The organism is Proteus sp. CD3 (genome assembly GCF_008808075.1).
Taxonomy (GTDB): domain Bacteria; phylum Pseudomonadota; class Gammaproteobacteria; order Enterobacterales; family Enterobacteriaceae; genus Proteus; species Proteus appendicitidis.
Genome location: NZ_CP019686.1, coordinates 3915900 through 3933024 on the forward strand (window position 1 = coordinate 3915900; position 17125 = coordinate 3933024).

The 17125-nt window shown below is 44.9% G+C and carries 31 protein-coding genes and 4 tRNA genes; all 35 read left to right on the plus strand.

Annotated elements, in window-relative coordinates; translation table 11 throughout:
• The first annotated feature begins 178 nt into the window (after window positions 1-178).
• The 35 genes from BTA34_RS17455 to rplQ all read left to right on the plus strand — a co-directional run bounded on the left by BTA34_RS17455 (window position 179) and on the right by rplQ (window position 16886).
• A tRNA-Thr gene (locus BTA34_RS17455) sits at window positions 179-254 on the plus strand.
• A 15-nt stretch (window positions 255-269) separates the two neighbouring features.
• A tRNA-Tyr gene (locus tag BTA34_RS17460) sits at window positions 270-354 on the plus strand.
• An 82-nt stretch (window positions 355-436) separates the two neighbouring features.
• Window positions 437-511 (plus strand) — tRNA-Gly (locus BTA34_RS17465).
• 5 nt (window positions 512-516) lie between these two features.
• A tRNA-Thr gene (locus BTA34_RS17470) sits at window positions 517-592 on the plus strand.
• Between the two features lie 121 nt (window positions 593-713).
• A complete protein-coding gene (tuf, locus tag BTA34_RS17475) occupies window positions 714-1898 on the plus strand; it encodes an elongation factor Tu (protein ID WP_151436284.1) in 1185 nt (394 codons plus the stop codon).
• A 235-nt stretch (window positions 1899-2133) separates the two neighbouring features.
• A complete protein-coding gene (gene bfd / locus BTA34_RS17480; protein ID WP_151436625.1) occupies window positions 2134-2331 on the plus strand; it encodes a bacterioferritin-associated ferredoxin in 198 nt (65 codons plus the stop codon).
• 77 nt (window positions 2332-2408) lie between these two features.
• Window positions 2409-2882, plus strand: a complete 474-nt coding sequence (bfr, locus tag BTA34_RS17485) for a bacterioferritin (RefSeq protein ID WP_151436626.1) — start codon at window positions 2409-2411, stop codon at window positions 2880-2882.
• Between the two features lie 326 nt (window positions 2883-3208).
• Window positions 3209-3520: a 30S ribosomal protein S10 gene (gene rpsJ, locus BTA34_RS17490; protein ID WP_001181005.1), complete on the plus strand. Its 312-nt coding sequence runs from the start codon at window positions 3209-3211 to the stop codon at window positions 3518-3520.
• Between the two features lie 32 nt (window positions 3521-3552).
• On the plus strand, window positions 3553-4182 hold the full coding sequence (gene rplC, locus BTA34_RS17495; RefSeq protein WP_023583465.1) for a 50S ribosomal protein L3: 630 nt from the start codon (window positions 3553-3555) through the stop codon (window positions 4180-4182).
• 16 nt (window positions 4183-4198) lie between these two features.
• Window positions 4199-4804: a 50S ribosomal protein L4 gene (gene rplD, locus BTA34_RS17500; RefSeq protein WP_023583466.1), complete on the plus strand. Its 606-nt coding sequence runs from the start codon at window positions 4199-4201 to the stop codon at window positions 4802-4804.
• Window positions 4801-5103 carry a 50S ribosomal protein L23 gene (gene rplW, locus BTA34_RS17505; RefSeq protein WP_004246962.1) on the plus strand — a complete coding sequence of 101 codons (303 nt, stop codon included), beginning with the start codon at window positions 4801-4803 and terminating at the stop codon, window positions 5101-5103. The genes rplD and rplW overlap by 4 nt, the downstream gene beginning before the upstream one ends.
• A gap of 19 nt (window positions 5104-5122) precedes the next feature.
• Window positions 5123-5947, plus strand: coding sequence for a 50S ribosomal protein L2 (rplB, locus tag BTA34_RS17510; protein WP_006535497.1), 825 nt, complete (start codon window positions 5123-5125; stop codon window positions 5945-5947).
• Window positions 5948-5961: 14 nt separating this feature from the next.
• Complete coding sequence (gene rpsS, locus BTA34_RS17515) at window positions 5962-6240, plus strand: 30S ribosomal protein S19 (RefSeq protein ID WP_004246960.1); 279 nt, start codon at window positions 5962-5964, stop codon at window positions 6238-6240.
• 14 nt (window positions 6241-6254) lie between these two features.
• Window positions 6255-6587 (plus strand): 50S ribosomal protein L22, encoded by a 333-nt coding sequence (rplV, locus tag BTA34_RS17520; RefSeq protein ID WP_006535498.1) that lies wholly within the window; start codon window positions 6255-6257, stop codon window positions 6585-6587.
• A 17-nt stretch (window positions 6588-6604) separates the two neighbouring features.
• A complete protein-coding gene (gene rpsC / locus BTA34_RS17525; RefSeq protein ID WP_023583467.1) occupies window positions 6605-7306 on the plus strand; it encodes a 30S ribosomal protein S3 in 702 nt (233 codons plus the stop codon).
• Between the two features lie 12 nt (window positions 7307-7318).
• Entirely contained in the window at window positions 7319-7729 is a 411-nt protein-coding gene (gene rplP, locus BTA34_RS17530; protein ID WP_006535500.1) for a 50S ribosomal protein L16, read from the plus strand.
• Window positions 7729-7920 carry a 50S ribosomal protein L29 gene (gene rpmC / locus BTA34_RS17535; RefSeq protein ID WP_004238624.1) on the plus strand — a complete coding sequence of 64 codons (192 nt, stop codon included), beginning with the start codon at window positions 7729-7731 and terminating at the stop codon, window positions 7918-7920. The genes rplP and rpmC overlap by 1 nt, the downstream gene beginning before the upstream one ends.
• Complete coding sequence (rpsQ, locus tag BTA34_RS17540; protein ID WP_023583468.1) at window positions 7920-8174, plus strand: 30S ribosomal protein S17; 255 nt, start codon at window positions 7920-7922, stop codon at window positions 8172-8174. The genes rpmC and rpsQ overlap by 1 nt, the downstream gene beginning before the upstream one ends.
• A 176-nt stretch (window positions 8175-8350) precedes the next feature.
• Window positions 8351-8722 carry a 50S ribosomal protein L14 gene (gene rplN / locus BTA34_RS17545; protein WP_004246955.1) on the plus strand — a complete coding sequence of 124 codons (372 nt, stop codon included), beginning with the start codon at window positions 8351-8353 and terminating at the stop codon, window positions 8720-8722.
• Between the two features lie 10 nt (window positions 8723-8732).
• On the plus strand, window positions 8733-9047 hold the full coding sequence (gene rplX, locus BTA34_RS17550; RefSeq protein ID WP_006535502.1) for a 50S ribosomal protein L24: 315 nt from the start codon (window positions 8733-8735) through the stop codon (window positions 9045-9047).
• Window positions 9048-9060: 13 nt separating this feature from the next.
• The gene (gene rplE / locus BTA34_RS17555) at window positions 9061-9600 is read left to right on the plus strand and encodes a 50S ribosomal protein L5 (protein WP_036933223.1); all 540 of its coding nucleotides are present in this window, start codon (window positions 9061-9063) and stop codon (window positions 9598-9600) included.
• Window positions 9601-9612: 12 nt separating this feature from the next.
• On the plus strand, window positions 9613-9918 hold the full coding sequence (gene rpsN / locus BTA34_RS17560; protein WP_006535503.1) for a 30S ribosomal protein S14: 306 nt from the start codon (window positions 9613-9615) through the stop codon (window positions 9916-9918).
• A gap of 32 nt (window positions 9919-9950) precedes the next feature.
• Window positions 9951-10343, plus strand: coding sequence for a 30S ribosomal protein S8 (gene rpsH, locus BTA34_RS17565; RefSeq protein WP_100158931.1), 393 nt, complete (start codon window positions 9951-9953; stop codon window positions 10341-10343).
• Between the two features lie 14 nt (window positions 10344-10357).
• Window positions 10358-10891, plus strand: coding sequence for a 50S ribosomal protein L6 (gene rplF / locus BTA34_RS17570; protein ID WP_023583470.1), 534 nt, complete (start codon window positions 10358-10360; stop codon window positions 10889-10891).
• Between the two features lie 9 nt (window positions 10892-10900).
• The gene (gene rplR, locus BTA34_RS17575; RefSeq protein WP_075674040.1) at window positions 10901-11254 is read left to right on the plus strand and encodes a 50S ribosomal protein L18; all 354 of its coding nucleotides are present in this window, start codon (window positions 10901-10903) and stop codon (window positions 11252-11254) included.
• Window positions 11255-11268: 14 nt separating this feature from the next.
• Window positions 11269-11769 carry a 30S ribosomal protein S5 gene (gene rpsE / locus BTA34_RS17580; protein ID WP_023583472.1) on the plus strand — a complete coding sequence of 167 codons (501 nt, stop codon included), beginning with the start codon at window positions 11269-11271 and terminating at the stop codon, window positions 11767-11769.
• 5 nt (window positions 11770-11774) lie between these two features.
• Window positions 11775-11954, plus strand: a complete 180-nt coding sequence (gene rpmD, locus BTA34_RS17585; protein ID WP_036914634.1) for a 50S ribosomal protein L30 — start codon at window positions 11775-11777, stop codon at window positions 11952-11954.
• Between the two features lie 3 nt (window positions 11955-11957).
• Window positions 11958-12392 (plus strand): 50S ribosomal protein L15, encoded by a 435-nt coding sequence (rplO, locus tag BTA34_RS17590; RefSeq protein WP_004246944.1) that lies wholly within the window; start codon window positions 11958-11960, stop codon window positions 12390-12392.
• 7 nt (window positions 12393-12399) lie between these two features.
• A complete protein-coding gene (gene secY / locus BTA34_RS17595) occupies window positions 12400-13722 on the plus strand; it encodes a preprotein translocase subunit SecY (RefSeq protein WP_006535510.1) in 1323 nt (440 codons plus the stop codon).
• 42 nt (window positions 13723-13764) lie between these two features.
• On the plus strand, window positions 13765-13881 hold the full coding sequence (gene rpmJ / locus BTA34_RS17600) for a 50S ribosomal protein L36 (protein ID WP_071788572.1): 117 nt from the start codon (window positions 13765-13767) through the stop codon (window positions 13879-13881).
• Between the two features lie 146 nt (window positions 13882-14027).
• Window positions 14028-14384: a 30S ribosomal protein S13 gene (gene rpsM, locus BTA34_RS17605; RefSeq protein WP_036914623.1), complete on the plus strand. Its 357-nt coding sequence runs from the start codon at window positions 14028-14030 to the stop codon at window positions 14382-14384.
• 16 nt (window positions 14385-14400) lie between these two features.
• Window positions 14401-14790 carry a 30S ribosomal protein S11 gene (rpsK, locus tag BTA34_RS17610; RefSeq protein ID WP_002919257.1) on the plus strand — a complete coding sequence of 130 codons (390 nt, stop codon included), beginning with the start codon at window positions 14401-14403 and terminating at the stop codon, window positions 14788-14790.
• Between the two features lie 36 nt (window positions 14791-14826).
• Entirely contained in the window at window positions 14827-15447 is a 621-nt protein-coding gene (gene rpsD, locus BTA34_RS17615; RefSeq protein ID WP_004246942.1) for a 30S ribosomal protein S4, read from the plus strand.
• A 25-nt stretch (window positions 15448-15472) separates the two neighbouring features.
• Complete coding sequence (locus BTA34_RS17620) at window positions 15473-16462, plus strand: DNA-directed RNA polymerase subunit alpha (protein WP_006535513.1); 990 nt, start codon at window positions 15473-15475, stop codon at window positions 16460-16462.
• Between the two features lie 37 nt (window positions 16463-16499).
• Window positions 16500-16886, plus strand: coding sequence for a 50S ribosomal protein L17 (rplQ, locus tag BTA34_RS17625; RefSeq protein WP_004246940.1), 387 nt, complete (start codon window positions 16500-16502; stop codon window positions 16884-16886).
• The last annotated feature ends 239 nt before the right edge of the window (window positions 16887-17125 follow it).

Genomic DNA, 17125 nt, shown 5'->3' on the forward strand with positions numbered 1-17125 from the left:
GGCTGGATAGATAAATTAGCTTGCTAATCTATCATGAATTTTTGTTGGCATTTTGGTCGTTTTTTTCCTAAAAAATCAACAATTCAATCAAAAATGAACAAAATCTAAGCAAAAGAACAAATATCGCAATTTTTTTGTTGCATCATGATGAAAGTCCTCCTAGAATGCGCACCACTTAGCCGGCATAGCTCAGTTGGTAGAGCAACTGACTTGTAATCAGTAGGTCCCGAGTTCGACTCTTGGTGCCGGCACCATTAAAAATTAGGTTTGGTGGGATACCCAAGCGGCCAAAGGGAGCAGACTGTAAATCTGCCGTCACAGACTTCGAAGGTTCGAATCCTTCTCCCACCACCATTAATTCCTAACTTAAGTGTTTTAAATTAGTAAACACTTAAGTAGAATACAAAGCTGATTTTAAGTCAGGTAGCCGAGTTCTGCGGGCATCGTATAATGGCTATTACCTCAGCCTTCCAAGCTGATGATGCGGGTTCGATTCCCGCTGCCCGCTCCAGATGTGCTGATATAGCTCAGTTGGTAGAGCGCACCCTTGGTAAGGGTGAGGTCGGCAGTTCGAATCTGCCTATCAGCACCACTCCTTCATGTTCTTGCCTCCCTGATTAAAATCTTAACAAGCACTAGCAAATCGCTAATTTACTTACTGCTTGGTTGATGTGGTGTAACCACCGATTCCGTGTCTTAGAGGGACAATTTAAATGTCTAAAGAAAAATTTGAACGTTCAAAACCGCACGTTAACGTTGGTACTATCGGCCACGTTGACCACGGTAAAACAACTCTGACTGCTGCAATCACTACAGTTTTAGCTAAAACTTACGGTGGTTCTGCTCGTGCATTCGATCAAATCGATAACGCACCAGAAGAAAAAGCACGTGGTATCACCATCTCTACTTCACACGTAGAATATGACACACCAACTCGTCACTACGCACACGTAGACTGCCCAGGTCACGCCGACTATGTTAAAAACATGATCACTGGTGCTGCGCAAATGGACGGTGCTATTCTGGTTGTTGCTGCAACTGATGGTCCTATGCCACAAACTCGTGAGCACATCCTGTTAGGTCGTCAGGTTGGTGTTCCTTACATCATCGTATTCCTGAACAAATGTGACATGGTTGATGATGAAGAGCTGTTAGAATTAGTAGAAATGGAAGTTCGTGAACTTCTGTCTCAATACGATTTCCCAGGTGATGACACTCCAGTTATCCGTGGTTCAGCGCTGAAAGCACTGGAAGGCGAAGCAGAGTGGGAAGCAAAAATTGTTGAATTAGCAGAAGCACTGGATTCTTATATCCCAGAACCAGAGCGTGCAATTGACAAACCATTCCTGTTACCAATCGAAGACGTATTCTCAATCTCAGGTCGTGGTACAGTAGTAACAGGCCGTGTTGAGCGTGGTGTTGTTAAAGTTGGTGAAGAAGTTGAAATCGTTGGTATCAAACCAACAGTTAAAACAACTTGTACTGGCGTTGAAATGTTCCGTAAATTACTTGACGAAGGTCGTGCAGGTGAGAACGTTGGTGTTCTTCTGCGTGGTACTAAACGTGAAGAAATCGAACGTGGACAAGTACTGGCAAAACCAGGTTCAATCAAACCACACACTAAATTCGAATCAGAAGTATATATTCTGAGCAAAGATGAAGGTGGTCGTCACACTCCATTCTTCAAAGGCTACCGTCCACAGTTCTACTTCCGTACAACTGACGTAACTGGTACTATCGAATTACCAGAAGGCGTAGAAATGGTAATGCCAGGTGACAACATCAACATGATCGTTGAACTGATTCACCCAATCGCGATGGACGACGGTTTACGTTTTGCTATCCGTGAAGGTGGCCGTACAGTAGGTGCGGGCGTTGTTGCTAAAGTATTAGGTTAATTCCTGATAGATTTATGCATGAAGAGGGCATCGTTAGATGCCCTTTTTTGTATCTGTTTTTTGTATCTGAAGGTTAGCTATTTTAAATTACAATGAAATACTAATGTTTTCCTTGCTTTATCATTTTTATCTTTTGCGATATAAATAAGTATACTTAAGTTAAATAAATAGAAATTGAAATCATAATAATTATCATTTACTATCTTGTTCGTGAGAAGTTAATGAGGTTGTTATTATGTACGTATGTCTTTGCCACGGTGTGAGTGATAAAAAAATTATCTCGACTGTCCGTAACCATCAAATTCACACTATTAATGAATTACGCAAGATCTTACCCGTTGGAAGTTGTTGTGGTAAATGTGTACGTCAAACTCGTCAACTGATCGAAAATGAGCAATCTGCTCTTTACCCTCAAATTTCTGAAGTTGCATAACAAATTTTAAATTTCCTTTCTCTCCTCTTTGTATAAAAGGTCTACACTGAAAAGACTGGAAGCAAAGGAGCATAAAAATGAAAGGTGATAAAAAAATGATAGCCCACCTTAATAAATTATTAGGTGGTGAACTTGTTGCAATTAATCAGTATTTCCTGCATGCCCGAATGTTCAAAAATTGGGGACTTACGCGCCTCAATGAAATGGAATACCATGAATCCATCGATGAGATGAAACACGCTGATAAATATATCGAGCGTATTTTGTTCCTTGAAGGTATTCCAAACTTACAAGATTTAGGCAAACTACACATCGGAGAAGATGTTGAAGAGATGCTACGTTCTGATCTGGAACTGGAATTAGGCGGTGCCAAAGATTTACGTGAAGCTATTGCTTATGCAGATTCAATTCATGACTATGTCAGCCGTGATTTGATGCTAGAAATTCTAACCGATGAAGAAGGGCATATTGATTGGATTGAAACCCAGCTTGAACTTATCGAACGAATGGGACTTCAAAACTATCTACAAGCACAAATTATTGAAGAATAATTTATCTTCTTTAGTGAGTTGTTAGACGGCTTTTAAAGCAAAGGTGATGACGGTTGCCTTTGCTTTTTTTATTTTCAAAAAGATAAAATGAATTTTTATCGCTGATTTTTTATTCTTGGCTTGATTTCATCACTCAGGCAAGTATAATGCGCAGGCTCACTGATTTAGTGAGGCTGATTTATCAGCTAATGCAGATTTTATATTGCATTAATATAATACTCCCAATTGGGGAGTTATATGCAGAACGATTACACTCTCTCATCAATCGAAATGGGTACGAGTAGTAATCATTTACGTTTATAAAAAATAGTTGGAGCTCTGGTCTCATGCAGAACCAAAGAATCCGTATCCGCCTGAAAGCTTTTGATCATCGTCTGATTGATCAATCAACTGCGGAAATCGTAGAGACTGCTAAGCGCACTGGTGCGCAAGTTCGTGGTCCAATCCCACTGCCGACTCGCAAAGAGCGTTTCACAGTGTTGATTTCTCCGCACGTTAATAAAGATGCGCGTGATCAGTATGAAATTCGCACTCACAAACGTCTGGTTGACATCGTTGAGCCAACCGAGAAAACCGTTGATGCTCTGATGCGTCTGGATCTGGCTGCCGGCGTAGACGTGCAGATCAGCCTAGGTTAATCAGGTCATCAAGCGATTGAGAGGTTGAAACAATGATTGGTTTAGTCGGTAAAAAAGTAGGAATGACTCGTATCTTCACTGAAGATGGCGTTTCAATCCCTGTAACCGTTATCGAAATTGAAAACAACCGTGTTACTCAGGTCAGAGATCTGGAGAAAGACGGTTATCGTGCCATTCAGGTGACTACTGGTAGCAAAAAAGCTAACCGTGTACTGAAACCTGAAGCAGGTCATTTTGCTAAAGCTGGTGTTGAAGCTGGCCGCTTACTACGTGAATTCCGTCTGAATGAAGGCGAAGAATACACTGTAGGTCAAAGCATTAGCGTAGAAATTTTCGCTGACGTTAAAAAAGTCGACGTTACTGGAACATCTAAAGGTAAAGGTTTTGCCGGTACTGTAAAGCGCTGGAACTTCCGTACTCAAGATGCTACCCACGGTAACTCCTTGTCTCACCGTGTTCCGGGTTCTATCGGTCAGAACCAGACTCCGGGTAAGGTGTTCAAAGGCAAGAAAATGGCAGGTCAACTGGGTAACGAACAAGTTACCGTTCAGAGCCTGGAAGTAGTACGTGTTGACGCTGAGCGCAACCTGCTGCTGGTCAAAGGTGCTGTTCCAGGTGCAACTGGCAGTGACCTGATCGTTAAACCAGCTGTCAAGGCGTAACGTCGAGGAGATAGGAATGGAATTGGTAATGAAAGACGCGCAAGGCGCGCTGACTGTTTCCGAAACTACCTTCGGGCGTGACTTTAACGAAGCGCTTGTGCATCAAGTAGTCGTTGCATACGCTGCTGGTGCTCGTCAAGGTACTCGTGCTCAGAAAACCCGTGCTGAAGTTTCTGGTTCAGGCAAAAAGCCTTGGAGACAGAAAGGTACAGGTCGTGCACGTTCAGGTTCAATCAAGAGCCCAATTTGGCGCTCTGGTGGTGTTAGCTTCGCAGCTAAACCACAGGACCACAGTCAAAAAGTAAACAAAAAGATGTACCGTGGTGCTCTGAAGAGCATTCTGTCTGAACTGGTACGTCAAGATCGTCTGATCGTCGTAGAGAAGTTCTCTGTTGAAGCTCCTAAAACTAAACTTTTAGCGCAGAAACTGAAAGATATGGCACTGGAAGATGTTCTGATCATCACTGCTGATGTAGATGAGAATCTGTATTTAGCAGCACGTAACTTATATAAAGTTGACGTACGTGATGCAGCAACAATCGACCCTGTTAGCTTAATCGCCTTCGACAAAGTCGTCATGACTGCTGACGCTGTGAAGCAAGTTGAGGAGATGCTGGCATGATCCGTGAAGAACGTCTGCTGAAAGTACTGCGCGCGCCGCATGTATCTGAAAAAGCTTCTATCGCGATGGAAAAATCAAACACCATCGTTCTCAAAGTTGCTAAAGACGCGACCAAAGCAGAGATTAAAGCAGCTGTACAAAAACTGTTTGAAGTCGAAGTTGAAAGTGTTAACACTCTGCTGATGAAAGGCAAAGTGAAACGTCACGGTCAGCGTATTGGTCGTCGTAGCGACTGGAAAAAAGCTTACGTCACCCTGAAGGAAGGCCAGAATCTGGACTTCGTCGGCGGCGCTGAGTAAGTCGGAGGAGTAAAGAACAATGGCAATTGTTAAATGTAAACCTACGTCTCCGGGCCGTCGCCACGTAGTTAAAGTGGTAAACCCTGAGCTGCATAAAGGGAAACCTTATGCGCCATTGCTGGAAAAAAACAGCAAGTCCGGTGGTCGTAACAACAATGGTCGTATCACTACCCGTCATATCGGTGGTGGTCACAAACAGGCTTACCGTATTGTTGACTTTAAACGCAACAAAGATGGTATCCCTGCGACAGTAGAACGTCTGGAATATGATCCAAACCGTTCAGCTAACATCGCTTTAGTGCTGTATGCTGATGGTGAACGTCGCTACATTCTGGCTCCAAAAGGCCTGAAAGCGGGTGATAAAGTTCAGTCTGGCGTTGATGCTGCTATCAAAGCGGGTAACACCTTACCAATGCGTAATATCCCGGTTGGTTCTACAGTTCATAACGTAGAAATGAAACCAGGTAAAGGTGGTCAGTTAGCTCGTTCAGCTGGTACTTACGTTCAGATCGTTGCTCGTGATGGTGCTTATGTCACTATTCGTCTGCGTTCTGGTGAAATGCGTAAAGTTCCTTCTGATTGCCGTGCAACTATCGGTGAAGTTGGCAACTCTGAGCACATGTTACGCGTTCTGGGTAAAGCTGGTGCAAGTCGCTGGCGTGGTATTCGTCCTACCGTCCGCGGTACTGCGATGAACCCAGTCGATCACCCACATGGTGGTGGTGAAGGTCGTAACTTTGGTAAACACCCAGTAACACCTTGGGGCGTTCAAACCAAAGGTAAGAAGACTCGTAAAAACAAACGCACTGAACATTTCATCGTTCATCGTCGTACTAAGAAATAATTAGAGGATAAGCCATGCCACGTTCTCTCAAGAAAGGTCCTTTCATTGACCTGCACTTGCTGAAGAAGGTAGAGAAAGCGGTGGAAAGCGGTGACAAAAAGCCTGTTAAGACTTGGTCCCGTCGTTCAACGATCTTTCCTAACATGATCGGTTTGACCATCGCTGTCCATAATGGTCGTCAGCATGTTCCAGTTTACGTTTCCGACGAAATGGTTGGTCACAAACTGGGTGAATTCGCGCCGACCCGTACTTATCGCGGTCATGCAGCCGATAAAAAGGCTAAGAAAAAATAAGGTAGGAGGAAGAGATGGAAACTATCGCTATGCATCGCCACGCTCGTTCTTCTGCTCAGAAGGTTCGCTTGGTAGCTGACCTGATTCGCGGTAAGAAAGTGTCGCAAGCTCTGGAAATTTTAACCTTTACCAACAAGAAAGCTGCTGGTTTAGTGAAGAAAGTACTGGAGTCTGCTATTGCTAATGCAGAACACAACGATGGCGCTGACATTGATGATCTGAAAGTAGCTAAGATCTTTGTTGACGAAGGTCCTTCTATGAAGCGCATTATGCCTCGTGCAAAAGGCCGTGCAGATCGTATTCTGAAGCGCACCAGCCACATCACTGTGGTTGTGTCTGATCGCTGAGACTCTGGAGACTAGCAATGGGTCAAAAAGTACATCCTAATGGTATCCGCCTTGGCATTGTCAAGCCTTGGAATTCCACATGGTATGCGGGTACCAATGAATTCGCTGACAACCTAGACAGCGACTTTAAAGTACGTCAGTACTTAACTAAAGAACTGGCTAAAGCATCTGTATCTCGTATCGTTATCGAGCGTCCTGCGAAAAGCATCCGTGTGACTATTCACACTGCTCGCCCAGGCATCGTTATCGGTAAAAAAGGTGAAGATGTTGAAAAACTGCGCAAAAACGTAGCGGATATCGCTGGCGTTCCTGCGCAAATTAATATCGCCGAAGTACGTAAACCTGAACTGGACGCAAAATTAGTTGCTGACAGCATCACTTCACAGCTGGAACGTCGTGTTATGTTCCGTCGTGCTATGAAGCGTGCGGTACAGAACGCTATGCGTTTAGGCGCTAAAGGTATTAAAGTGGAAGTAAGTGGTCGTTTAGGCGGCGCTGAAATCGCTCGTACTGAATGGTATCGTGAAGGTCGTGTACCTCTGCACACTCTGCGTGCAGATATCGACTACAATACCTCAGAAGCACAAACCACTTATGGTGTGCTCGGCGTTAAGGTATGGATCTTCAAAGGTGAGATCCTGGGTGGTATGGCTGCAGTTGAACAGGCGGAAAAACCGGCTGCTCAACCTAAAAAGCAGCAGCGTAAAGGCCGCAAGTAAGGAGAGTCGCTGATGTTACAACCAAAGCGTACAAAATTCCGTAAAGTGCACAAAGGCCGCAACCGTGGCTTAGCTGCTGGTGCGGATGTAAGCTTCGGGACTTACGGTCTTAAAGCTGTGGGCCGTGGTCGTCTGACTGCACGTCAGATCGAAGCGGCACGTCGTGCAATGACCCGTGCAGTTAAGCGTCAGGGTAAAATCTGGATCCGTGTGTTCCCAGACAAACCAATCACTGAAAAGCCGCTCGAAGTCCGTATGGGTAAAGGTAAAGGTAACGTTGAGTATTGGGTTGCCTTAATCCAGCCAGGTAAAGTCCTGTATGAAATGGATGGTGTGCCTGAAGAACTGGCCCGTGAAGCATTCAAGCTGGCGGCAGCAAAACTGCCTATCAAAACCACCTTTGTAACTAAGACGGTGATGTAATGAAAGCAAAAGAGCTGCGCGAAAAGAGCGTTGAAGAGCTGAACACAGAACTGCTGAACTTACTGCGCGAGCAGTTTAACCTGCGTATGCAGGCAGCAAGTGGTCAGTTACAACAGTCTCATCTGTTGAAACAAGTGCGTCGTAATATCGCACGCGTTAAGACTTTACTGACTGAGAAGGCGGGTGCGTAATGACCGATAAAATCCGTACTCTGCAAGGTCGTGTAGTTAGTGACAAAATGGAGAAATCTATTGTCGTTGCTATCGATCGTATGGTTAAACACCCATTATATGGTAAGTTTATCCGTCGTACGACCAAACTGCATGTACATGACGAGAACAACGAATGTGGAATTGGTGACGTAGTAGAAATTCGTCAAACACGTCCACTATCTAAGACTAAGTCTTGGGCGTTAGTTCGCGTTGTAGAAAAAGCTGTTCTGTAATAAAATAGCCTTTTCGTACGAAATAAACGGCTCAAAACTGAACGAGCCGTTTATTTTTTCTGTCCATATCGAGAATGTGGTGTTATAATGCCGCTCCCTCGTATTATGGGATATTGAACGGCCTCTTCTAATGTGGAAGTGGCTCAGTAGTAGTTGACATTTAGCGGAGCACTAAAATGATCCAAGAACAGACTATGCTGAACGTGGCCGACAACTCCGGTGCACGTCGCGTAATGTGTATCAAGGTTCTAGGTGGCTCGCACCGTCGCTACGCAGATGTAGGTGACATCATCAAAATTACCATCAAGGAAGCAATTCCACGTGGTAAAGTTAAGAAAGGTGATGTACTGAAAGCGGTAGTGGTGCGCACCAAGAAGGGTGTTCGTCGCCCTGACGGTTCTGTCATTCGCTTCGATAGCAACGCTTGTGTATTGTTAAACAACAACAGCGAGCAAGTTATTGGTACGCGTATTTTTGGGCCGGTTACTCGTGAACTTCGTAACGAGAAGTTTATGAAAATAATCTCTCTGGCACCTGAAGTACTCTAAGGAGCAGGCAATGGCAGCGAAAATCCGTCGTGAAGACGAAGTTATCGTGCTAACTGGTAAAGATAAAGGTAAGCGCGGTAAAGTAAAACAGGTTCTTTCTTCTGGTAAAGTTATCGTTGAAGGTATCAATCTGGTTAAAAAACATCAGAAGCCAGTTCCGGCTCTGAACCAACCAGGTGGCATCGTTGAAAAAGAAGCTTCTATCCAAGTTTCTAACGTTGCAATCTTCAATGCGGCAACCGGCAAGGCTGACCGTGTAGGTTTTAGATTCGAAGACGGCAAAAAAGTTCGTTTCTTCAAGTCTAATAAAGAAACTATCAAGTAATTTGGAGTATACGATGGCGAAACTGCATGATTACTACAAAGACGAGGTAGTCCAAAAACTGATGTCTCAGTTTGGTTACCATTCTGTCATGCAAGTCCCTCGGGTCGAGAAGATCACCCTGAATATGGGTGTTGGTGAAGCGATTGTTGATAAAAAACTGCTGGACAATGCAGCAGCTGATTTAGCAGCAATCTCAGGTCAAAAACCTTTGATCACCAAAGCACGCAAATCTGTTGCAGGCTTCAAAATCCGCCAGGGCTATCCGATCGGCTGTAAAGTGACCCTGCGTGGCGAACGCATGTGGGAGTTCTTTGAACGCCTGATCTCTATTGCTGTACCACGTATCCGTGACTTCCGTGGTTTGTCCGCTAAATCATTTGATGGACGTGGTAACTACAGCATGGGCGTACGTGAGCAAATCATCTTCCCTGAAATCGATTACGATAAAGTGGATCGTGTTCGTGGTTTGGATATTACCATTACTACGACTGCGAAATCAGATGATGAAGGTCGCGCACTGTTAGCAGCGTTTAACTTCCCGTTCCGCAAGTAAGGCAGGGCATTCATGGCTAAGAAATCTATGAAAGCACGTGATGTAAAACGTGCGAATTTAGCTGAGAAATTCTTCGCAAAACGCGCAGAACTGAAAGCTATCGTTTCAGATGTGAACGTGTCTGACGAAGATCGTTGGAATGCTGTTCTGAAACTGCAAACTATGCCACGTGATTCAAGTCCTTCACGTCAGCGTAACCGCTGCCGTCAAACTGGACGTCCGCACGGTTTCCTGCGGAAATTTGGCCTCAGCCGTATTAAAGTCCGTGAAGCCGCTATGCGCGGTGAAATCCCGGGCCTTAGAAAGGCTAGCTGGTAATTACCATAATTGAATCACGGGAGTAAAGACAGATGAGCATGCAAGATCCCATCGCGGATATGCTGACCCGTATCCGTAACGGTCAGGCCGCGAACAAAGTTGCGGTCACAATGCCTTCCTCCAAGCTGAAAGTGGCGATTGCCAACGTGCTTAAGGAAGAAGGTTATATTGAAGATTTTAAAATTGAAGGCGACACTAAGCCAGAACTGGAAATCACTTTAAAATATTTCCAAGGTAAGGCTGTAGTAGAAAGCATTCAGCGCGTAAGCCGTCCAAGTCTGCGCATCTATAAAAGAAAAGATGAGCTGCCAAATGTTATGGCAGGACTGGGCATCGCTGTTGTTTCTACCTCAAAAGGTGTTATGACTGATCGTGCAGCTCGCCAAGCAGGTCTTGGTGGCGAGATTATCTGCTACGTAGCTTAATTCGGGAGGAAAGAATGTCTCGTGTGGCAAAAGCACCCGTCGTCATTCCTGCCGGCGTAGAGGTTAAACTCAACGGTCAGGTAATTACGATTAAGGGTAAAAACGGCGAGCTAACTCGTACTATCCATAATGCAGTTGAAATTCAACATGCTGACAACCACTTAACTTTCGCACCTCGCGATGGTTTTGCTGATGCATGGGCACAAGCGGGTACTACTCGTTCTCTGTTAAATGCAATGGTTGTAGGTGTTACCGAAGGCTTCACTAAGAAACTGCAACTGGTAGGTGTAGGTTATCGTGCGTCTATTAAAGGCAATGCGGTTAACTTATCAGTAGGTTTTTCACATCCAGTGGAACACCAACTGCCAGCAGGCATCACTGCTGAATGCCCAACACAAACTGAAATCGTGCTGAAAGGTGCGGATAAGCAAGTGATTGGTCAAGTAGCAGCTGAACTGCGTGCTTACCGTCGCCCTGAACCTTATAAAGGTAAAGGTATTCGTTACGCCGACGAAGTTGTGCGTATCAAAGAGGCTAAGAAGAAGTAAGGTAACACTATGGATAAGAAAGCAGCTCGTATCCGTCGTGCGACCCGCGCACGCCGTAAGCTCCAGGAATTGGGTGCGACTCGCCTGGTGGTACACCGTACCCCTCGCCATATTTATGCGCAGGTTATTGCACCAAACGGTTCTGAAACTTTGGTGGCCGCTTCTACTACAGAAAAAGCTATCATTGAGCAACTGAAAAACACTGGAAACAAAGAAGCAGCAGCGGTAATTGGTAAAATTGTTGCTGAACGCGCTCTGGAAAAAGGTATCAAAGTAGTATCATTTGACCGTTCCGGTTTCCAATATCATGGTCGAGTCCAGGCACTGGCAGATGCTGCCCGTGAAGCTGGCCTTCAGTTCTAAGGTAGGAGTGTAAGATGGCTCACATCGAGAAACAAGCTGGCGAACTGCAGGAAAAGCTGATCGCGGTAAACCGCGTATCTAAAACCGTTAAAGGTGGTCGTATCTTTAGCTTCACCGCTCTTACAGTAGTTGGTGATGGTAATGGCCGCGTTGGTTTTGGATATGGCAAAGCTCGCGAAGTTCCGGCAGCAATCCAGAAAGCGATGGAAAAAGCCCGTCGCAATATGAAAACCGTCGCTTTAAACAACGGTACTCTGTTCCACCCTGTTAAAGGTACTCACACAGGCTCTCGCGTATTTATGCAGCCTGCTCATGAAGGTACCGGTATCATCGCAGGTGGTGCAATGCGTGCAGTTCTAGAAGTGGCTGGCGTTCGTAACGTACTGGCTAAAACCTATGGTTCCACTAACCCGATTAACGTGGTTCGTGCAACACTGGACGCTTTAGATAGCATGAAGTCTCCAGATATGGTCGCAGCTAAGCGTGGTAAATCCGTTGAAGAAATTCTGGGGTAATGACCATGGCTAAGACTATTAAAATTACTCAAACACGCAGCTTAATCGGCCGTCTGCCTAAACATAAGGCAACTATGACTGGTTTAGGCCTGCGTCGCATCGGTCACACTGTAGAACGCGAAGATACACCAGCAGTTCGCGGTATGATCAACTTGGTTTCCTATATGGTTAAAGTTGAGGAGTAAGAGATGCGTTTAAATACTCTGTCTCCGGCTGAAGGTGCCAAGCATGCGCCTAAACGTGTAGGTCGTGGTATCGGTTCTGGCTTAGGTAAAACTGGCGGCCGTGGTCACAAAGGTCAGAAATCTCGTTCTGGCGGTGGCGTACGTCGTGGTTTTGAAGGTGGCCAGATGCCTTTATATCGTCGTTTACCAAAATTTGGTTTTACTTCACGTAAATCATTCGTGACTGCGGAAATCCGTCTGTCTGATTTAGCTTACGTTGAAGGCGATGTAATCGATCTGAATGCACTGAAAGCCGCAAACGTTGTTGGCCCACAGATTGAATTTGCAAAATTAATTCTGTCTGGCGAGGTTAACCGTGCAGTGACTATTCGTGGTCTGCGTGTTACCAAAGGTGCCCGTGCAGCAATCGAATCAGCTGGCGGTAAAATTGAGGAATAAGTGACAGATGGCTAAACAACCAGGTTTAGATTTTCAGAGTGCTAAAGGTGGTGTTGGTGAACTAAAACGCAGACTTTTGTTTGTTCTTGGTGCACTTATTGTCTTTAGGATTGGCTCTTTTATTCCTATCCCTGGTATTGATGCCACTGTGCTTGCCAAATTGCTCGATCAGCAAAAAGGCACCATCATTGAAATGTTTAACATGTTCTCTGGTGGTGCTCTTAGCCGTGCTTCTATCTTTGCGCTGGGTATCATGCCTTATATTTCGGCATCGATTATTATCCAACTCTTATCAGTGGTTAACCCTCGGTTAGCAGAGATTAAGAAGGAAGGGGAGGCCGGTCGTCGTAAGATCAGCCAATATACCCGTTATGGTACTTTGGTGCTGGCGATATTCCAATCAATTGGTATCGCAACAGGCTTACCGAATATGCCAGGAATGCAAGGTCTGGTAATTAATCCAGGTCTACCATTCTATATTACGGCTGTTGTGAGCTTAGTCACTGGGACAATGTTCCTAATGTGGTTAGGTGAGCAAATCACTGAACGTGGTATTGGTAACGGTATCTCAATCATTATCTTTGCAGGTATCGTTGCAGGTCTTCCGCCTGCCATTGGTCAAACCATCGAGCAGGCGCGGCAAGGCGAACTGCACTTCCTCCTGTTATTGTTGGTTGCAGTATTAGTGTTCGCGGTTACTTTCTTTGTTGTTTTTGTAGAAAGAGGACAACGTCGTATCGTTGTTAACTATGCAAAACGTCAACAAGGGCGTAGAATATACGCGGCACAAAGTACACATCTACCACTTAAAGTAAATATGGCGGGTGTTATACCAGCAATTTTTGCTTCAAGTATTATCCTGTTTCCTGGTACAATAACCTCTTGGTTTGGCGATGGTACAGGGTGGGGTTGGCTGACGACGATTTCTTTAAATCTACAGCCTGGTCAACCTATTTATGTGTTACTATACGCTGCTGCAATCATATTCTTCTGTTTCTTCTATACGGCGTTGGTTTTCAACCCAAGAGAAACGGCAGATAACCTGAAGAAGTCCGGTGCATTTGTACCAGGAATTCGCCCGGGAGAGCAGACGGCTAAATATATAGATAAAGTAATGACACGTTTAACCTTAATTGGTGCCTTGTATATTACCTTTATCTGTCTCATCCCGGAGTTCATGCGTGACGCAATGAAAGTACCTTTCTATTTTGGTGGTACTTCCCTCTTAATCGTGGTTGTGGTCATCATGGATTTTATGGCTCAAGTGCAAACTCTCCTGATGTCAAGTCAGTATGAGTCTGCATTGAAAAAAGCAAATCTTAAAGGTTAATTACTGATAAGCGATTTGTTTTAGAAGTTACGGAGAGTAAAAATGAAAGTTCGTGCTTCCGTCAAGAAAATGTGCCGTAACTGCAAAATTGTTAGACGTCACGGTCACGTGCGTGTAATTTGCAGCGTCGAGCCTAAGCATAAACAGCGTCAAGGCTAATTTATTGCATTTTTTTCTTGCAAAGTTCGGTTGAGCTGGCTAAATTAGCCAGCCCAATCTTTTATAATATATACAGTATTGTTTGAGTATCCTGAAAACGGGCTTTTCAGAATGGTACTGTATAACTGCTAATTTAGGAGTGCATAGTGGCCCGTATAGCAGGCATTAACATTCCTGATCATAAACATACTGTAATCGCATTAACTTCGATTTACGGTATCGGTAAGACCCGCTCACAGGCTATCTGTGTAGCTGCTGGTATTGCTGAAAATGTTAAGATCAGTGAGCTGTCTGAAGAGCAAATCGACAAGCTGCGTGACGAAGTTGCCAAATACGTTGTAGAAGGTGATCTGCGTCGTGAAGTTACCCTGAGCATCAAACGTCTGATGGATCTTGGTACTTACCGTGGTTTACGTCATCGTCGTGGTCTACCAGTTCGCGGTCAGCGTACTAAGACTAACGCACGTACCCGTAAGGGTCCGCGTAAGCCGATCAAGAAATAATCGGGGTATTTGAACAATGGCAAAAGCACCTATTCGTGCACGTAAGCGTGTAAGAAAACAAGTCTCTGACGGTGTGGCTCATATCCATGCTTCTTTCAACAACACAATCGTTACTATTACCGATCGTCAAGGTAACGCATTGGGTTGGGCTACTGCCGGTGGTTCCGGTTTCCGTGGTTCTCGTAAATCTACTCCGTTCGCGGCTCAGGTTGCAGCAGAACGTTGCGCTGAAGCTGTTAAAGAGTACGGAATTAAGAACTTGGAAGTTATGGTTAAAGGACCTGGTCCTGGTCGTGAGTCAACTATCCGTGCATTAAACGCGGCTGGTTTCCGCATCACTAATATTACTGATGTGACTCCGATTCCTCATAACGGTTGTCGTCCACCGAAAAAACGTCGCGTTTAATAACGTTTTCGTTTTTAGGAAAGTTGGAGAAAGAAAATGGCAAGATATTTGGGTCCTAAGCTCAAGCTGAGCCGCCGTGAAGGTACAGATTTATTTCTAAAATCTGGCGTTCGGGCGATTGACACCAAGTGTAAACTGGAACAAGCACCAGGTCAGCACGGCGCACGTAAACCGCGTCTTTCTGATTACGGTGTTCAGTTACGTGAAAAACAAAAAGTACGTCGTATTTACGGTGTTCTAGAACGTCAATTCCGTAACTACTACAAAGAAGCAACTCGTCTGAAAGGCAACACAGGTGAAAACCTGCTGACTCTGCTGGAAGGTCGTCTGGATAACGTTGTTTATCGTATGGGCTTTGGCGCAACTCGCGCAGAAGCACGTCAGATGGTTAGCCATAAAGCAATCATGGTAAATGGTCGCGTGGTTAACATTGCTTCTTATCAGGTTTCCCCGAATGACGTAGTCAGCGTTCGTGAAAAATCGAAAAAACAGTCTCGTATCAAGGCTGCTTTAGAGCTGGCTGAACAGCGTGAAAAGCCAACATGGCTGGAAGTTGATGCTGCTAAGATGGAAGGTGTGTTCAAACGTATTCCTGAACGTACTGACTTGTCTGCTGACATTAACGAGCACCTGATCGTCGAGCTTTACTCCAAGTAAGGCTTAGCACCAAAGAGAGGACACAATGCAGGGTTCTGTGACAGAGTTTCTAAAACCGCGCCTGGTTGATATCGAGCAAGTCAGTTCGACGCACGCCAAGGTGACCCTTGAACCATTAGAGCGAGGCTTCGGCCATACTCTTGGTAACGCACTGCGCCGTATTCTGCTTTCGTCTATGCCGGGTTGTGCGGTAACAGAGGTTGAGATTGATGGTGTACTGCATGAGTACAGCACCAAAGAAGGTGTTCAGGAAGATATCCTAGAAATACTGCTCAACCTTAAAGGGTTGGCGGTAAAAGTTCATGGTAAAGATGAAGTTATTCTTACTTTGAGCAAATCTGGCATTGGCCCTGTTATTGCAGCCGATATCATCCATGACGGTGATGTCGAAATCGTCAAGCCGCAGCACGTTATCTGCCACCTTACAGACGAGAACGCATCTATTAATATGCGTATCAAAGTTCAGCGTGGTCGTGGTTATGTGCCGGCTTCTGCCCGAATTCATTCGGAAGAAGATGAGCGCCCTATCGGTCGCCTTTTAGTAGACGCGTGCTATAGCCCAGTTGAGCGTATTGCTTATAATGTGGAAGCAGCTCGTGTTGAACAGCGTACCGACTTGGATAAGCTGGTTATCGAGATGGAAACTAACGGTACTATCGATCCAGAAGAATCGATTCGCCGTGCAGCGACTATCCTGGCTGAACAGCTTGAAGCTTTTGTTGACTTACGTGATGTTCGTCAACCAGAAGTTAAAGAAGAGAAGCCAGAATTCGATCCTATCTTACTGCGCCCAGTAGACGATCTTGAATTGACTGTCCGCTCTGCTAACTGTCTGAAGGCAGAAGCAATCCACTACATCGGTGATCTGGTACAGCGTACTGAAGTTGAATTACTTAAGACGCCTAACCTTGGTAAGAAATCTCTTACTGAGATTAAAGACGTACTGGCGTCGCGTGGTTTATCTCTGGGCATGCGCCTTGAGAATTGGCCACCTGCAAGTATCGCTGATGAATAAGATCACAGGTTAAGGTTTTACTGAGAAGGATAAGGTCATGCGCCATCGTAAGAGTGGTCGTCAATTGAACCGCAACAGCAGCCATCGTCAGGCTATGTTTCGTAACATGGCAGGTTCTTTAGTTCGTCATGAGATAATCAAGACAACTTTGCCTAAAGCGAAAGAACTGCGTCGCGTCGTTGAGCCGCTGATTACTCTTGCCAAGACCGACAGCGTAGCTAATCGTCGTCTGGCATTCGCCCGTACTCGTGATAACGAAGTCGTGGCAAAACTGTTTACAGTATTAGGTCCGCGTTTTGCGAGCCGTGCAGGTGGTTACACTCGTATTCTGAAGTGTGGCTTCCGTGCTGGTGACAACGCTCCAATGGCTTACATTGAGCTTGTTGACCGTGCTGATTCTGAAACAGAAGCAGCAGCTGAATAATTTAATTATTATTTAGTGAAGCGAATAAAAAAACCGGATTTTTAATCCGGTTTTTTTACATCTATTGAAAATGATAGCTACTGAAACTGTTTTATAAAATAACTTATCAAGCCATACTCAAACCTTTCTATTTGTTATTCTATGCTTTTTTACCTACCCTTGTGTTGCATCATATCTATTTTTTATTATTTCAACATACTACTCTTTTTTGCCAAATAAGCTTCGCACTATATTTCAAT

What these genes read in the sequence shown, in the direction of transcription:
- rplP (WP_006535500.1), top strand. Translation starts at nt 7,319, where the DNA reads ATGTTACAACCAAAGCGTACAAAATTCCGTAAAGTGCACAAAGGCCGC.
- BTA34_RS17620 (WP_006535513.1), top strand. Translation starts at nt 15,473, where the DNA reads ATGCAGGGTTCTGTGACAGAGTTTCTAAAACCGCGCCTGGTTGATATC.
- rplW (WP_004246962.1), top strand. Translation starts at nt 4,801, where the DNA reads ATGATCCGTGAAGAACGTCTGCTGAAAGTACTGCGCGCGCCGCATGTA.
- rpsK (WP_002919257.1), top strand. Translation starts at nt 14,401, where the DNA reads ATGGCAAAAGCACCTATTCGTGCACGTAAGCGTGTAAGAAAACAAGTC.
- rplR (WP_075674040.1), top strand. Translation starts at nt 10,901, where the DNA reads ATGGATAAGAAAGCAGCTCGTATCCGTCGTGCGACCCGCGCACGCCGT.
- tuf (WP_151436284.1), top strand. Translation starts at nt 714, where the DNA reads ATGTCTAAAGAAAAATTTGAACGTTCAAAACCGCACGTTAACGTTGGT.
- rpmC (WP_004238624.1), top strand. Translation starts at nt 7,729, where the DNA reads ATGAAAGCAAAAGAGCTGCGCGAAAAGAGCGTTGAAGAGCTGAACACA.
- rplE (WP_036933223.1), top strand. Translation starts at nt 9,061, where the DNA reads ATGGCGAAACTGCATGATTACTACAAAGACGAGGTAGTCCAAAAACTG.
- bfd (WP_151436625.1), top strand. Translation starts at nt 2,134, where the DNA reads ATGTACGTATGTCTTTGCCACGGTGTGAGTGATAAAAAAATTATCTCG.
- rplC (WP_023583465.1), top strand. Translation starts at nt 3,553, where the DNA reads ATGATTGGTTTAGTCGGTAAAAAAGTAGGAATGACTCGTATCTTCACT.
- rpmD (WP_036914634.1), top strand. Translation starts at nt 11,775, where the DNA reads ATGGCTAAGACTATTAAAATTACTCAAACACGCAGCTTAATCGGCCGT.
- rpsC (WP_023583467.1), top strand. Translation starts at nt 6,605, where the DNA reads ATGGGTCAAAAAGTACATCCTAATGGTATCCGCCTTGGCATTGTCAAG.
- rplD (WP_023583466.1), top strand. Translation starts at nt 4,199, where the DNA reads ATGGAATTGGTAATGAAAGACGCGCAAGGCGCGCTGACTGTTTCCGAA.
- rpsH (WP_100158931.1), top strand. Translation starts at nt 9,951, where the DNA reads ATGAGCATGCAAGATCCCATCGCGGATATGCTGACCCGTATCCGTAAC.
- rplQ (WP_004246940.1), top strand. Translation starts at nt 16,500, where the DNA reads ATGCGCCATCGTAAGAGTGGTCGTCAATTGAACCGCAACAGCAGCCAT.
- rpsJ (WP_001181005.1), top strand. Translation starts at nt 3,209, where the DNA reads ATGCAGAACCAAAGAATCCGTATCCGCCTGAAAGCTTTTGATCATCGT.
- secY (WP_006535510.1), top strand. Translation starts at nt 12,400, where the DNA reads ATGGCTAAACAACCAGGTTTAGATTTTCAGAGTGCTAAAGGTGGTGTT.
- rpsS (WP_004246960.1), top strand. Translation starts at nt 5,962, where the DNA reads ATGCCACGTTCTCTCAAGAAAGGTCCTTTCATTGACCTGCACTTGCTG.
- rpsN (WP_006535503.1), top strand. Translation starts at nt 9,613, where the DNA reads ATGGCTAAGAAATCTATGAAAGCACGTGATGTAAAACGTGCGAATTTA.
- rplO (WP_004246944.1), top strand. Translation starts at nt 11,958, where the DNA reads ATGCGTTTAAATACTCTGTCTCCGGCTGAAGGTGCCAAGCATGCGCCT.
- bfr (WP_151436626.1), top strand. Translation starts at nt 2,409, where the DNA reads ATGAAAGGTGATAAAAAAATGATAGCCCACCTTAATAAATTATTAGGT.
- rplX (WP_006535502.1), top strand. Translation starts at nt 8,733, where the DNA reads ATGGCAGCGAAAATCCGTCGTGAAGACGAAGTTATCGTGCTAACTGGT.
- rplB (WP_006535497.1), top strand. Translation starts at nt 5,123, where the DNA reads ATGGCAATTGTTAAATGTAAACCTACGTCTCCGGGCCGTCGCCACGTA.
- rplV (WP_006535498.1), top strand. Translation starts at nt 6,255, where the DNA reads ATGGAAACTATCGCTATGCATCGCCACGCTCGTTCTTCTGCTCAGAAG.
- rplN (WP_004246955.1), top strand. Translation starts at nt 8,351, where the DNA reads ATGATCCAAGAACAGACTATGCTGAACGTGGCCGACAACTCCGGTGCA.
- rpsD (WP_004246942.1), top strand. Translation starts at nt 14,827, where the DNA reads ATGGCAAGATATTTGGGTCCTAAGCTCAAGCTGAGCCGCCGTGAAGGT.
- rpsQ (WP_023583468.1), top strand. Translation starts at nt 7,920, where the DNA reads ATGACCGATAAAATCCGTACTCTGCAAGGTCGTGTAGTTAGTGACAAA.
- rpmJ (WP_071788572.1), top strand. Translation starts at nt 13,765, where the DNA reads ATGAAAGTTCGTGCTTCCGTCAAGAAAATGTGCCGTAACTGCAAAATT.
- rplF (WP_023583470.1), top strand. Translation starts at nt 10,358, where the DNA reads ATGTCTCGTGTGGCAAAAGCACCCGTCGTCATTCCTGCCGGCGTAGAG.
- rpsE (WP_023583472.1), top strand. Translation starts at nt 11,269, where the DNA reads ATGGCTCACATCGAGAAACAAGCTGGCGAACTGCAGGAAAAGCTGATC.